We start from the raw sequence: 13,949 nt of genomic DNA on the forward strand, positions 1-13,949 counted from the left end.
TCAAACCCCAGGGAGCACATCTTGCGCAGGCGACTGCAGGTTCTGGCCTGTCTCGGCGGTCTGACGGCAGTGGGTCTGATCAGCACCCCGGCGTGGGTGCCCCCCGCCCTGAAGGCACCCGCCGACGAGGCTCCCTCCGCCACCGGAGCCGCTGCGGGAGGCGCCGCCCTCCCCTCGGATGCCCGCGCCACCGGCCCTTCGGAGGCCCGCGCGGGCGCCGGGGCCTCGGACACCCGTGACGGCGCCGCGACGACCACCCGGCAGGCGTGCCGCGTCGCCGCGGCCAGGCCGGTCATCGCCAAGGGCACGATCAGGGCAGCGGCCTCCAGGACCGGCTGCGCCGACAGCACCCGGCTCAGGGTACGGCTCACCAAGGTCCTGCCCGGCCCCGACCGCACGCTGAAGAGCGGTTCCCGACTCGTCACCAACGGCAAGATCGTGGCAGGCGTGCGATGCATCAGGACGCCGGCCCACTACTACGTCACCGCCATCGACGTCGACGGCGCCGTCACCACCAAGTCCCGCCCGGTGAAGCTCTCCTGCGAGCCCCCCTCCCCGCCGAAGAACACCGCCACTCGCAGCGACCCCACCCCCTCCCCCTCCACCGCTTCGACCGGCGCGTCCAGCCTCGAGGAGGCGGTCGTCAAGCTGACCAACCAGGCGCGGGCCACGAACGGCTGCCGCCCCCTCGTCCACGACCCCAAGCTCCGCACCGCGGCCGAACGGCACTCCGCCGACATGGCGGCCCGCGGCTTCTTCGACCACGACTCCCCCGACGGCCGCGACCCCGGCGACCGGGTCCGCGCGTCGGGCTTCGCGCCGACCAGCACCTGGGGCGAGAACATCGCCATGGGCCAGCGGACCGCTGCCCAGGTCGTCCAGGGCTGGCTCGACAGTCCCGGCCACCGCGCCAACATCATGAACTGCGCCTTCACCCACATCGGCGTCGGCCACGCCGCCAAAGGCTCGCACTGGACCCAGGTCTTCGCCGCCCACTGACCGGGTACGGCCGGGTGTCCCATCTGGCCGGAAAGCCCGCCCACCAGGAGAGACCGGGTGCGGCAGGGGGAATGACCAGCACGGAAGCCGTCCATCGCAGGGGGTGGTCCGTGCACTGGCATGCCTACACCTGGATCGGTAGTGGCGAGGAGCGCGAGCGGGAGGAGGAACGCCGCCCCGGCTCGCCGGAGTTCGCGACCTCGTCCGTGCCGCCCATGCGGACCGGCGACTGGCTGGCCAAGCCGGCCTCCCGGATCGCCGCCACGTTCGACGACCCCGACGAGGCGGTGGAATGGCTGGCGAGCCGGTACGGCACGGTGCGCAAGGCGTTCCTGCACCCGGACCGGGTGGGCCGGCGGGCCCGGCTCGACGGCGCGGCGGACGCGCTGCCGCGCGGGGTGGACGTGCAGTGGGGCGAGTGGCTGACCGGCGGCCGGTTCGTCACGATGGGCGTCATCTGCTGCCCGAACCGCCACACCGCCCACCCGTGCCCGGTCCGCCGCCCCGCGAGCGCGCGACTGCCGCGTACCAGCCCAACCGCAACCCCGTCTACGGCGGGCCGCGCGACGCCGTCATCAAGGAGTAGGCACGCATGATCTCCCCGTTCCGGGGGAAGGAGAGATCAGCAACGAGGCCGTGGGGAGAACCTTGCGTTGACATCCTCCCCCTCGTAAACGAGGGGGATTCCAACCGTCGCCGGTTGGTCTTCCTGCTTCACCGCCGGTCGCCCGCACGAGAGGACTCTCGTTGAGGTCTTACACCAGCTCCACAGGCGTTTCAGCTCTCCGCAAGCCCTGCGGCGAGCACGTTCTTGGCCGCATTCACATCCCGGTCGTGGACCGCGCCACAAGGGCACTCCCACTCCCGGACATTCAACGGCATCTTCTCCCGCAGCGCGCCGCACGCCGAGCACAGCTTGCTGGAGGGGAACCAGCGGTCCACCGCCACCAGCGTGCGGCCGTACCACTGGGCTTTGTACTCCAGCATGGAGCGCAGTTCCCCCCACGACGCGTCGGAGATGGCGCGGGCCAGGGAGTGGTTCTTGACCATGTTGCGGACGGTCAGGTCTTCCACGGCGATCACTTGGTTCTCGCGGACAAGCCGTGTGGTGACCTTGTGCAGGTGGTCCCTTCTGCGGTCGGTGATCCGGGCGTACACCTTGGCCACCCGCAGCCGGGCCTTGGCCCGGTTGTTCGACCCCTTCTCCTTGCGGGCGAGCGCCCCCTGGGCCTTGGCCAGCTTGCACCGGTCGCGGCGCTCGTGGCCAGGGTTGACGATCTTCTCCCCGGTGGAGAGCGTGGCCAGCGCGGTGATGCCCGCGTCCACGCCCACCGACTGCTCTACCGGAGCGAGCGGGCTGATCTTCTCCTCGACCAGGAGGGACACGAACCAGCGCCCGGCCGCGTCCCGGCTCACGGTCACCGTGGACGGCTCCGCACCCTCCGGCAGCGGGCGCGACCACACGATGTCCAGCGGCGTGTCCATCTTCGCCAGCGTCAACCGGCCGTCCCGCCAGCGGAACGCCGATCGGGTGTACTCCGCGCTCGCCTTGGACTTCTTCTTGCTCTTGAACGTCGGGTACTTGGCCCGCTTGGCGAAGAAGTTGGCGAACCCGGCCTGAAGATGCCGCAGCGCCTGCTGGAGCGGCACGGACGACACCTCGGACAGGAAGTCGAACTCGCCGCTGCGCTTCCACGCCGTGAGCATCGCCGACGACTCCACGTAGGAGACGCGCTTGCCTTCCAGGGTGTAGGCGCGGGTGCGTTCCTCCAGCGCCTTGTTGTACACGAAGCGGACGCAGCCGAACGTCCGGGCAAGCTCGGAAGCTTGCTCAGAGGTCGGGTAGAAGCGGTACTTGTAGGCCCGCTTCACGATCTGCGCTATGCCTCACATCATACCGCACGATCAGCTAAGGATCGTGTGTGTGTTCGAGACGCCGGTTCGCCTGACGGCGAATCGGCTACCCCTGTCCTGCTCCGCAGGGGTCCGATTCCTCCCCCGCCTGAAGGCGGGGGTCTCCTCGGAGGTATCTGATGAGGCCTGTTCCGTTCGAGCTGCACGTGACCGTCACCGGAGACTCGCCCCACGAGATCGAGCGGGCGGCCTATCCGGTGGCCCAGCGCTTCTACGGCGGCGACGCCGAGATCGACGTGCTCAGCGCCAAGGCCGAGCCCGACCCCGGCGCGCCGGGCACGTTCCGCGCGACGATCGTGTTCCGACGGATCGCGACGCACAGCGAGTGAGCGGAGCCGCCCCGCCTGGTGGGACGGCGTCCCACCAGGCGGGGCAGGGCGTCAGGCCTTGAGCCAGCTCATCATCGGGCGCAGCTTGGCGCCCGTCTTCTCGATCGGGTTGTCGGCCAGCTCCTCGCGGTAGCGGCCGAACTCCTTCTGGCCGCCGTCGAACTCCTCGACGAGCTGACGGGCGAACGTGCCGTCCTGGATCTCGCCGAGGATGCGGCGCATCTCCTGACGGGTCTCGTCGGTGATGACGCGCGGGCCGCGGGTGTAGCCGCCGTACTCGGCGGTGTCGGAAACCGACCAGTACATCTTCGAGATGCCGCCCTCGTACATCAGGTCGACGATGAGCTTCATCTCGTGCAGGCACTCGAAGTAGGCGACCTCCGGCTGGTAGCCGGCCTCGATCAGCGTCTCGAAGCCCGCCTTGATGAGCTCGGACACGCCGCCGCACAGCACGGCCTGCTCGCCGAACAGGTCGGTCTCGGTCTCCTCGGTGAAGGTCGTCTTCAACGCGCCGGCCCGGGTGCCGCCGATGCCCTTGGCGTACGACAGCGCCAGGTCGAAGGCGTTGCCCGAGGCGTTCTTCTCGACGGCCACGAGACACGGCACGCCGCGGCCGGCCTCGAACTGGCGGCGCACGAGGTGGCCGGGGCCCTTGGGGGCGACCATGCAGACGTCGACGCCCTCGGGCGCCTCGATGAGGCCGTAGCGGATGTTCAGGCCGTGGCCGAAGAACAGCGCGTCGCCCTCGACGAGGTTGGGGGCGACGTGCTCGGCGTACAGGTGGCGCTGGATGTGGTCCGGCGCGAGGATCATCGTGAGGTCGGCCTCCTCGACCGCCTCCGACGGGGTGAGCACGCGCAGGCCGTCGTTCTCCGCCTTCTCGCGGCTCTTGGAGCCCTCGGGAAGACCGACGCGCACGTCGACACCGGAGTCACGCAGGGAGAGCGCGTGGGCGTGGCCCTGGCTGCCGTACCCCAGCACGGCCACGTGACGCCCCTGGATGATCGACAGGTCGGCCTGGTCGTCGTAGTAGATCTCGGTCACTTGCATAAAACCTTTCAGGCGGTACGGTCCAGTGCCCTGAGGGACCGGTCGGTGATGGAACGGGCGCCGCGGCCGATGGCCACCATGCCCGACTGGACGAGCTCCTTGATGCCGAACGGTTCGAGCACCTTGACGAAGGCCTCGAGCTTGTCGGGCGTGCCCGTGACCTCGATGGTCACGGCGTCGGCCGCCACGTCTACGCAGCGGGCGCGGAAGAGCTGGACGAGCTCCAGCACGTGGGAGCGGCTGTCGGCGTCGGCCTTGACCTTGATCAGCATCAGCTCGCGCTGAACCGACTGCGACGGGTCCAGCTCCACGATCTTGAGGACGTTCACCAGCTTGTTGAGCTGCTTGGTGACCTGCTCCAGCGGCAGCTCCTCGACGCTCACCACGATCGTCATGCGGGAGATGTCGTCGTGCTCGGTCTGCCCGACGGCGAGCGAGTCGATGTTGAAGCCGCGCCTGCTGAACAGCGCGGACACCCTGGCCAGGACGCCCGGCTTGTTCTCCACGAGCACGGACAGCGTGTGCCTACTCATCTTCGCTCTCCCACGTCGGCGCCATGTCACGGGCGATCTTGATCTCGTCGTTGCTGGTGCCCGCCGCGACCATGGGCCAGACCATCGCGTCCTGGTGGACGACGAAGTCGACCACCACGGGCACGTCGGTGATCTCCATGGCCTTGCGAATGGTCGCGTCGACGTCCTCGGGCCGCTCGCAACGCAGGCCCACACAACCATAGGCCTCCGCCAGCTTGACGAAGTCGGGGATCCGGCGTGTCGTCTGCAGGTCGGTGTTGGAGTAGCGCTGATCGTAGAAGAGAGTCTGCCACTGGCGGACCATGCCGAGGTTGCCGTTGTTGATGACCGCCACCTTGATCGGCACGCCCTCGAGGGCGCAGGTGGCCAGCTCCTGGTTGGTCATCTGGAAGCAGCCGTCGCCGTCGATGGCCCACACCGTGGACTCGGGCCGGCCCATCTTGGCGCCCATCGCGGCCGGGACGGCGAAGCCCATCGTGCCGAGCCCGCCCGAGTTGATGAACGTGCCGGGGTTCTCGTAGTGGACGAACTGGGCGGCCCACATCTGGTGCTGGCCGACGCCCGCCACGTAGTAGGCGTCGGGGCCGACGATGGCGCTCAGCCGCTCCATGACGTACTGCGGGGCCAGCGAGCCGTCGTCGAACTCGTCGTAGCCGAGCGGGTAGGTCTCCTTGATGCCGTTGAGCAGCGTCCACCAGGCGGTGTAGTCGCCCTGCCGGCTGGAGTTCTCGATCGCGGCGATGAGGTCGCCCAGGACCTCCTTGCAGTCGCCCACGATCGGCACGTCGGCGTGGCGGTTCTTGGAGATCTCGGCCGGGTCGATGTCGGCGTGCACGACCTTGGCGTGCGGCGCGAACGTCGAGAGCTGGCCGGTCACCCGGTCGTCGAAGCGCACACCGAGGCCGATGAGCAGGTCGGACTTCTGCAGCGCGCCCACCGCGGCGACGCTGCCGTGCATGCCCGGCATGCCCAGGTGCTGCGGGTGGCTGTCGGGGAACGTGCCGCGGGCCATCAGCGTGGTGACGACCGGGATGCCGGTCAGCTCGGCCAGCCGGAGCAGGTCGGGCGCCGCGCCGGCCTTGTGCACGCCGCCGCCCACGTAGAGGACCGGGCGCCGCGACTCGGCGATCAGCTTGGCCGCCTCGCGGATCTGCTTGGAGTGCGGCCGGGTCACCGGACGGTAGCCGGGCAGCTGCATGACGGGCGGCCAGGAGAAGGTGGTGTCGGCCTGCAGCGCGTCCTTGGAGATGTCGACCAGCACCGGGCCCGGCCGGCCGGTGGAGGCGATGTGGAAGGCCTCCATGATGGTGCGCGGGATGTCGAGCGGGTCGGTGACCAGGAAGTTGTGCTTGGTGATCGGCATGGTGATGCCGGAGATGTCGGCTTCCTGGAAGGCGTCGGTGCCGATCGCCGCGCTGGCCACCTGCCCCGTGATCGCCACGATCGGCACGGAGTCCATGTAGGCGTCGGCCAGCGGCGTCACCAGGTTGGTGGCGCCGGGGCCGCTGGTCGCCATGCAGACGCCGACGCGGCCGGTGGCCTGGGCGTACCCCTCGGCCGCGTGGCCCGCGCCCTGCTCGTGGCGTACGAGGACGTGCCGGACCTTGGTCGAGTCGTAGAGGGGATCGTAGGCCGGGAGGATGGCGCCGCCCGGGATCCCGAAAACGGTGTCGACTCCCACGTGCTCCAGCGCCCTGACCAGGGCCTGTGCACCTGTCATCCGTTCGGTCATCGGCTCGTTCCTTGCGTGGCTGTCGCTTGGAGGACATAAAAAAGGCCCCTCCCCACCATGTGGCGGGACCAGGGGCGGCGCGCAGGTCGAAGTGCTTCGCTATCGGCCCGCGCGCCGGCGAAGTACTACGAGAATCTCACTGCGAAGCATGGCCACACCTTAGCCTCTCCCTAACCCCCGGTGTCAACTTGGTGGGACGCCCGTCTCAGACGGTGAGACTCGTGCGCATCAGGGAGTCCACTCCGCGGGCCGCCATGGGCCGCGCGACCAGGAACCCCTGACCCCGTGTGCAGCCCATCTCGCGCAGCAGCTCCAGCTGCTCGGGCCGCTCGATGCCCTCGGCCACCACGATGAGGCCCAGGTCGTGGCCGAGCCGCACGATCGTGCGGGTGAGCAGGCTGAGGGTGTCGTCGCGACCCAGCCCGGACACGAACGACGGGTCGATCTTGATCATGTCGACCGGGAGCTGCCGCAGGAACGCCAGCGAGGCGTAGCCGGTGCCGAAGTCGTCGATCGCCAGCCGCACGCCCAGGGCGCGCAGCTCGGACAGGCGCTTGATCGTCTCCTCGGCGTCCTCGACCAGCATCTCCTCGATCACCTCAAGGGTGAGCGCGGAGGCGGGCAGCCCGCTCTCGGCGAGCGCCTCCTCGACGGTCTCCACGAACCGGGGGGCGGTGATCTGGCGGGCCGACAGGTTGACCGACAGCCCGATGTCCCAGGAGGAGGCCCGCCAGGCGGCCACCTCGCGGCACGACTCGCGCAGGATCCACTCGCTGAGCGGCACGATCAGCCCGGTGTCCTCGGCCGGCCCGAGGAACTGTTCGGGCGGCACGTAGACCGAACCGCGCCACCACCGCACCAGCGCCTCGACCGCCGTCACCCGCGAGGTGGCGAGGTCGACGACCGGCTGGTACTCGATCGCGAACTGCTGCTCGATCAGCGCCCGCTGCAGGTCGGCGGCCAGCTCCAGCCGGCGCACCACGTCGGCGTGCATCTGCGCGGCGAACACCTCGACCCGGCGGCCGCCGAGATCCTTGGCCCTGGCCATGGCGACGTCGGCGTTGCGGATCAGGTCGCCCGCGGGCATGTCGTCCTCGGCGAAGGCCACGCCGACGCTCGCGGTCAGCGCCACGTCGCGGTCGGCCACCCGGAACGGCTCCTGGGAGACCGCCCGCAGCAGCCGCTCGGCCAGGTCGACGGCGAGCTGCGCCTCGCCGCCCGTCTCCACGAGCACGGCGAACTCGTCGCCGCCCCACCGGGCCAACGTGTCGTCGGGCCGGACGGCCCCGCGCAGCCTGCGGGCCGCCTGGCCGAGGAGGTGGTCGCCGCTGGCGTGGCCCACCGAGTCGTTGACCGAGGTGAACCCGTCGAGGTCGAGGAAGATCACCGCGACGTGCCCGGTGCGGCCGGAGAGCACCTCGCGGGTGCGCTCCTCGAAGTAGGAGCGGTTGGGCAGGCCGGTGATGCCGTCGTGGAAGGTCAGATGGGCGACCTGGTTGCGCAGCGCCTCCTCGTCGCTCACGTCTCGGGTGGTGACGAGCAGCAGCTCCTTGCCGCCCACGTTGCAGGTGGCCACCGACTCGGTGGGCCGCCAGGTGCCGTCGGCCGCGCGAACCCGGCAGGCGACCATGCAGGCGCCGGGGTCGGCGCCCTCGTCGTCGGGGCTCATCGCGCCCAGCGCGGCCTGGATGCCGGGGACGTCCTCCGGGTGGATGTAGTCGAAGATCGTGCCGCCCACGATCTCCTCGGGGCGGTAGCCGTAGGTGGCCTCGACGCCGGGGCCGATCTCGCGCACCACGCCTTCGTAGTCGCACAGCAGCACCACGTCGCCGGTGCTCTCGGCCAGCTCGCGGAGCTGCCGGTCGGCGAGCGAGACCAGCCGGCGCAGCCGGGCGTTGGCGCCGGCCACCACGATGAGCCGCACGAGCAGCAGCAGCACCGCCGAGCCGGCCAGCAGGACGACCCCGGTGACCGGTGTGACCTGCCGCCCGGCCCCCAGGTGGACGATCAGCGTGCCCGTGGCCACGGCGACCAGGACGAGCGGCACCACCGCGAGCAACGTGCCGACCATGGGCGTAGCGGGAGGTGTGCCGGGCTCGTCGGGATCGCGTGGCCGCTGCGCCCAGGGCGCCGCGGCCAGCAGCAGGAAAGCCACCGGCGCTGGGATGACGCTCCACACCGGCTGGCCGGTCTCGGTGAGCCGCGCGACCGCGTCGGCGGTGCCGGCCACCGTGGTGGTGGCGAGCACACCCAGCCCCGCCAGGCCGAGCGGCCAGGCCGTGGCCCGGTTTCTGACCACCGACGGGATCGCCGCGCAGGTCACCAGCAGCGAGATCATCGGCGGGACCATGGTGAAGGTGAACGTCGCCGGATCGGACTGGTGGTAGACGTGGCGCAGGGCCAGCACCCAGCCGATCAGGAAGAGGGAGGCCGCGCACAGGTAGGCGTCGGTGACGAGCCGTAAAACGACCATGCCCGGCAACGTGCGGCCGCACGCGATGAGCGCCCCGCCGCCCATCAGCACGGTGCCCAGCAACAGCGCCAGATCGGCGAAGCTGAGCGCGAAGCTCGCGCTCTCGGCGATCGGCCGCAGGACGACTCCGGCCGCCCAGACCAGGGCGCCGCCGCCCATCCAGCGCGCGCCCGTCGCGAGCGCGCGGTCGTCGGCGAGCCTGGACGCGGCGCTCAGCAGCGAGACCGCCGCGAGGACGGCCGTCAGGACCCCGGCGATGGCGCCGGCGACGCCCCGGGCCGGACCGCCGGCCAGGAGGACGGCCGCGAACCCTGCAGCGCCCGTCGCCGCGGCGGCGGTCAGCGGTGCCCGAGGGTCACGCCAGCGGATCACAGTCGTTGTCCATCCCGTCTCGAACTCTGCCCGGGGGCCGCCGGGGCTCGGCGGACCACACCGCCAGTGTGCGTGGTCGCGGGTGTCCGGGGGGCGACAACGCCGATGTCGTCACCGATCTGATAACCACACAGACCAATCTCTCCCAGGACTTACTTGACAGTGAGTCAGGAAGTACTTGGTAGATGCAACCGTACGCACCGAAGGTCACGACCCAGCCACGGTCCGGATTCCTCTCAGGTACGCGTACGCTCAGTAAGCCTCGGTGATCACGTTCTTCAGCGGCTCGCCGGCCAGGTGGCGCAACACCTGGGAGCGGACGAGGCGGAGCGTGCGCCGGACCGACGCCGGGGTGCTGCCGGCCACGTGCGGGGTGATGAACACCCCGGGAGCGGTCCACAGCGGGTGGCCGGGCGGCAGCGGCTCGGGCGCCGTCACGTCGAGAGCGGCGCGCAGCCGGCCCGCCTCCAGCTCGGCGACCAGCGCGTCCGTGTCGACCACCCCGCCGCGGGCGGCGTTGACGAGCACGGCGCCGTCCTTCATGCGAGCCAGGAAGGCCGCGTCGACCATCCCGGCGGTGTCGGGGGTCGCGGGCACGAGCAGCACCACCACGTCGGCGCCGGGCAGCAGGCCGGGCAGTTCCTCCATGGCGTGCACGCCGTCACGGGCGCTCCTGGCCACCCGGACGATCTCCACCTCGAAGCCGTCGAGCCGGCGTTCGAGCGCGGCCCCGATGGACCCGTGGCCGACGATGAGCACGGTCGCGTCGGCCAGCACGCCGGTGTGGTGGTAGGTCCACTCCCCCTTGCGCTGGGCGTCCACGAAGCCGGGGAACTCCCGCAGCACCGCGATCATCGCGCCGACCGCCCACTCGGCGGTGCCCGCGTCGTGCACGCCGCGGGCGTTGCACAGCACGACGCCCTCGGGCAGGTGCGGCCGGTACGGCTCCACGCCCGCCGTGACGGTCTGCAGCAGGCGCAGCGAGCGCATTCCGGCCAGCAGGCCCGGCACGTCGGGCACGGTCTGCAGCGGCGGGATCCACACCTCGACCTGCTCGGCCCCGTCGGGCACCGGGCCCTTGCCGTCGTAGACGACGCACTCCACACCGGGCAGGTCGGACAGGACGCCGGCGACGGCTTCGGAAGCAACCCAGATCTTCATGCCGGAAACTTTATGGCGCGCGAGGAAGTATGGGACACATGAGGAAACTCTTGACGATCATGGCGGCGGCCGCGCTCACCTCCTGTTCCGGCGCGGGCGGGACGTCCTCGGCGGGCGACTCCCCCGGCGGCGACGTGACGCCGACGGCCACGGTGTCCGCCGCCACCCCGCCCGGGGAGCCGAGGACGGTGGCCCGCGACCTGGCCGTCCCGTGGGCGATGGAGTTCCTGCCGGGCGGCGACGCGCTCGTGACCGAGCGCGACACGGCCAGGCTGCTGCGCGTCGGCGCGGACGGGCGGGTGACCGAACTGGGCACCGTCGAGGGCGTGGAGCCCGACGGCGAGGGCGGGCTGATGGGCGTGGCGGTCAAGGATGACCAGGTGTTCGTCTACCACACCGCCGCCGAGGACAACCGGATCGTCCGCTACCGCCTCGGCGAGAGCGGCGTGAGCGAGCCGAAGGTGATCGTCGAGGGCATCCCGAAGGGGGTCATCCACAACGGCGGCCGCCTGGAGTTCGGTCCCGACGGCCACCTGTACGCCAGCACGGGCGAGGTCGGCGACCGGGAGCTGGCCCAGCGGCGCGACTCGCTGGCCGGCAAGATCCTGCGCATGACCGTGGACGGCGCCCCCGCCCCCGGCAACCCCTTCGGCACGCTCGTCTACAGTCTCGGCCACCGCAACGTGCAGGGCCTCGCCTGGGACTCCTCCGGCAGGCTGTACGCCTCGGAGTTCGGCGCGAACGAGTGGGACGAGCTCAACCTCATCAAGCCGGGCGCCAACTACGGCTGGCCGGAGGTCGAGGGCCGGGGCGACGACCCGGCGTTCGTGAACCCGGTCGCCACCTGGGCCACCTCCGACGCATCCCCGTCGGGGCTGGCCTACGCGGGCGGCTCGCTGTGGATGGGCGCGCTGCGCGGCGCGCGCCTGTGGCAGATCCCGCTGGGCGAGGACGGCTCGCCGGGCGAGCCGGTGGCCCACCTCTCCGGCACGTACGGCCGGCTGCGCGGCGTGGCGGCGGCGCAGGACGGCACGGTCTGGGTGTCGACCAGCAACAAGGACGGGCGGGGCTCGCCCCGCGACGGCGACGACAAGATCCTGTCGGTCACCCCGGGCCGCCCGTGAGCGACCCGCAGAGGGCATCCCGGGCGCCCTTGAGCGACCCGCAGGGGCATCCTGGGGCCCGTGAGGCCCCTCGGGGCATCTCCGGGCGCCGGTGAGCGACTCTCGGGGCGGCCCCGGACGCCCCGAAGGCGGTCAGGGAGCGTGGGTCATCCCGTGGCGTTGGTGGAGGCGCAGATCACCTGGGCCTGCGGCCGGTACTTGGTGGTCTGCTTCTCGTCCCGCTTGACCTCTTCGCCGTCCTTGAAGAACACCCGGGTGACGTCGATCGTGAAGCCCGGGGTGCCGACCGTCGGGACGCACCCGGGCGCGCTGCTGGTCGTCCGCCGGAAGGTGGTGGGCGCGCGCCGCTCCGACTCCACGGCCTGGATCTTGTCGTAGCGCCGGGTGCTCCAGAGCCTGACGGTGACCGACGTGCCCGTGGAGGCCGTCTTGATCAGCACGCCGTACTCGGAGTCGTTGCGCCACTTCAGGTCGCGGTCGGGGTAGAGCAGCGCGGCGTCGCGGCCGGCCGGGTAGCGGGCGGCGTAGTAGTCCATCGGCGTGCGCTCGACCTCCTCGAACCCGCCGAAGTAGGCCGCGTTGTGAAGCGTGGTGGCGAACTGCGAGACGCCGCCTCCGATGATGTTGACCATCCGGCCGCCGACGATCTGCCCGGCCTCGACGTAGCCGGTCTCGCGGGTGCGCTCGCCCACGGTGTCGTTCAGGGAGAACGTCTCTCCCGGCTTGACCACGTGCCCGTCGAGCTGGGCGGCCATCCGCTGGATGTTGACGGCGCGGGGCTGGCAGCACTCGAAGGTGGTGGTGAACTCGGCGACGTTCTCCTTGATGCCGAGGTTGCTCACCTCGGCGGTGGCGACCTCGGGCCGGACGACCGCCAGCTTCACGGGGACGATCCGGCTGTCCTGCTTTCCGATCACCCTGGCCACGTCTCGGGCCAGCCGCCTGTCGTCCACTCCCCGGCCGGTGCGGGCGGGGAGCAACTCGGGCTTGCCGCCGACGATCTGGTAGGTGGCGTCGCGCGGCGCCTGGCTCTCGTCGACGAGGTCGCGTTCGACGGCGGCGAGCGCCGCCTCGGCGTCGAACCGCGGCACGAGCCCGCCCTTGCCGTCGGTGACGAAGCTCAGGTGGGCGGCGATCGTGGCGGGCGGCAGCGTGGCCCGCTTGGCGCCGATGGCGAGCGTGATGGGCGCCGAGACGGCCCGCTGGGCCTCCGCCTTGGCCTTGGCGACGGCCTCGGGGGTGGTCTCCGCCTTGGCGGGCCGCAGCGTGAGCACGGCGGTGTCGCGGGAGGCGAGGAAGGCGTCGCCGATGCGGCGGACGGCGTCCTCGCGGTCGAGCAGCACCCCGTCCTCGGGCTCGGTCACCACCGGGCGCAGCCCGTCGAAGGCCACCCCGCCCTCGCGCGGCTCCTTGTCGTGGCCCTTGGCGAGCCCCTCGACGGTCCGGACGAGCTGGGAGGTGTCGATGGTGAGCTTCGGCTGCAGCTCGGTCGTGCCGGTGAGCCCCTGCCACACGTCGAGGGGGCCGGGAAAGCCGCTGCGCGCCTCGCCGATGGTGGCGACGACGTCGAGTTCGAGCCCGGCCTCGTCGGCCTGGATGGTCTCCTTGCGGCCGGCGATCTCGACGGTGACCGGCTTGTTGATCTTCGTGACCAGCTCGGCACGGAGCTTGTCGGCCGCCTGCGTCACGGTCAGGCCGCCGATGTCGATGCCCGCCACACGGGTGCCGCGCAGCACCGAGCCCGACATCATCACGGCCGGCACCAGGTAGGCGAACAACGCCAGCACCACGAGCAGGACGGCCAGGCCCGGCAGCACGCGGCGGCGCCGCGGCGGCTCGGGGTCCACGAACGCCGGCGGCCGCGCGGAACCGCCGGGCGCGCCGAACGCCGGGGCGCGGGAGGCGGACGGCTCCGGCTTGCCCTGGCTCACCGGCCACGGCTGGGCGGGCGGCGCGACGGGCGGCAGGGCGCCGCCGCTCGGCCCGTCGCCCGGGGCCGCGGTGCTCGCCGGAGCGGGACGGGACGGCTGCTGGCCCTCCGGGCCGCCGAAGATGTCGCGGGAGACGCCGGGCGGCAGGCCCTCGATGCGAGGTCTCCTGCTCGTGGTGCCCGAGGAGGGGAGCGGCACCGACGCGAAGGGGTCGGTTGGTGATTGGATCGGCTTGGGGTTACCCACGCCTCAATCTCCTCCCGTTCCGCTGCCAAACCCTCAGGCAACAGTAAGGCACGCGCATCCAGATATGTCACCGAATCCGGCTACG

The 13,949-nt window shown here is 71.4% G+C and carries 10 protein-coding genes and 1 pseudogene; 4 read left to right on the plus strand and 7 right to left on the minus strand.

Annotated elements, in window-relative coordinates:
• The first annotated feature begins 21 nt into the window (after nt 1–21).
• Nucleotides 22–999, plus strand: coding sequence for a CAP domain-containing protein (locus tag FHU36_RS46085; RefSeq protein WP_185089301.1), 978 nt, complete (start codon nt 22–24; stop codon nt 997–999).
• 110 nt (nt 1,000–1,109) lie between these two features.
• Nucleotides 1,110–1,595 (plus strand): hypothetical protein, encoded by a 486-nt coding sequence (locus FHU36_RS39960; protein ID WP_185089302.1) that lies wholly within the window; start codon nt 1,110–1,112, stop codon nt 1,593–1,595.
• A 26-nt stretch (nt 1,596–1,621) separates the two neighbouring features.
• Here the strand turns inward: FHU36_RS39960 and FHU36_RS39965 are convergent.
• Nucleotides 1,622–2,883, minus strand: a pseudogene (locus FHU36_RS39965) (RNA-guided endonuclease InsQ/TnpB family protein).
• Between the two features lie 149 nt (nt 2,884–3,032).
• On the opposite strand from FHU36_RS39965, the gene FHU36_RS39970 reads away from it, so the two are divergent.
• Nucleotides 3,033–3,242, plus strand: coding sequence for a hypothetical protein (locus FHU36_RS39970; protein ID WP_185089303.1), 210 nt, complete (start codon nt 3,033–3,035; stop codon nt 3,240–3,242).
• 51 nt (nt 3,243–3,293) lie between these two features.
• On the opposite strand, the gene ilvC is transcribed toward FHU36_RS39970, so the two are convergent.
• The 5 genes from ilvC to FHU36_RS39995 all read right to left on the minus strand — a co-directional run bounded on the left by ilvC (nt 3,294) and on the right by FHU36_RS39995 (nt 10,563).
• Nucleotides 3,294–4,286, minus strand: coding sequence for a ketol-acid reductoisomerase (ilvC, locus tag FHU36_RS39975; RefSeq protein WP_512699256.1), 993 nt, complete (start codon nt 4,284–4,286; stop codon nt 3,294–3,296).
• Between the two features lie 14 nt (nt 4,287–4,300).
• Nucleotides 4,301–4,825, minus strand: a complete 525-nt coding sequence (gene ilvN / locus FHU36_RS39980; RefSeq protein ID WP_101787893.1) for an acetolactate synthase small subunit — start codon at nt 4,823–4,825, stop codon at nt 4,301–4,303.
• Nucleotides 4,818–6,557 (minus strand): acetolactate synthase large subunit, encoded by a 1,740-nt coding sequence (locus tag FHU36_RS39985; protein WP_185089305.1) that lies wholly within the window; start codon nt 6,555–6,557, stop codon nt 4,818–4,820. Before FHU36_RS39985 ends, ilvN begins: the two co-directional genes overlap by 8 nt.
• Nucleotides 6,558–6,762: 205 nt before the next feature.
• Nucleotides 6,763–9,402 (minus strand): putative bifunctional diguanylate cyclase/phosphodiesterase, encoded by a 2,640-nt coding sequence (locus FHU36_RS39990; protein ID WP_312892165.1) that lies wholly within the window; start codon nt 9,400–9,402, stop codon nt 6,763–6,765.
• A 252-nt stretch (nt 9,403–9,654) separates the two neighbouring features.
• Nucleotides 9,655–10,563, minus strand: coding sequence for a 2-hydroxyacid dehydrogenase (locus FHU36_RS39995; RefSeq protein WP_185089306.1), 909 nt, complete (start codon nt 10,561–10,563; stop codon nt 9,655–9,657).
• Nucleotides 10,564–10,601: 38 nt separating this feature from the next.
• Between FHU36_RS39995 and FHU36_RS40000 the strand changes: the two genes are divergently transcribed.
• Entirely contained in the window at nt 10,602–11,687 is a 1,086-nt protein-coding gene (locus tag FHU36_RS40000) for a PQQ-dependent sugar dehydrogenase (RefSeq protein ID WP_185089307.1), read from the plus strand.
• Between the two features lie 146 nt (nt 11,688–11,833).
• Here the strand turns inward: FHU36_RS40000 and FHU36_RS40005 are convergent, their stop codons facing one another.
• Nucleotides 11,834–13,864: a VanW family protein gene (locus FHU36_RS40005; RefSeq protein WP_185089308.1), complete on the minus strand. Its 2,031-nt coding sequence runs from the start codon at nt 13,862–13,864 to the stop codon at nt 11,834–11,836.
• Nucleotides 13,865–13,949: the final 85 nt, after the last annotated feature.

This window comes from Nonomuraea muscovyensis (assembly GCF_014207745.1).
In the GTDB taxonomy this organism is placed as follows: Bacteria; Actinomycetota; Actinomycetes; order Streptosporangiales; family Streptosporangiaceae; genus Nonomuraea; species Nonomuraea muscovyensis.

What these genes read in the sequence shown, in the direction of transcription:
- FHU36_RS39995 (WP_185089306.1), bottom strand. Translation starts at nt 10,563, where the DNA reads ATGAAGATCTGGGTTGCTTCCGAAGCCGTCGCCGGCGTCCTGTCCGAC.
- FHU36_RS39985 (WP_185089305.1), bottom strand. Translation starts at nt 6,557, where the DNA reads ATGACCGAACGGATGACAGGTGCACAGGCCCTGGTCAGGGCGCTGGAG.
- FHU36_RS39970 (WP_185089303.1), top strand. Translation starts at nt 3,033, where the DNA reads ATGAGGCCTGTTCCGTTCGAGCTGCACGTGACCGTCACCGGAGACTCG.
- FHU36_RS40000 (WP_185089307.1), top strand. Translation starts at nt 10,602, where the DNA reads ATGAGGAAACTCTTGACGATCATGGCGGCGGCCGCGCTCACCTCCTGT.
- ilvN (WP_101787893.1), bottom strand. Translation starts at nt 4,825, where the DNA reads ATGAGTAGGCACACGCTGTCCGTGCTCGTGGAGAACAAGCCGGGCGTC.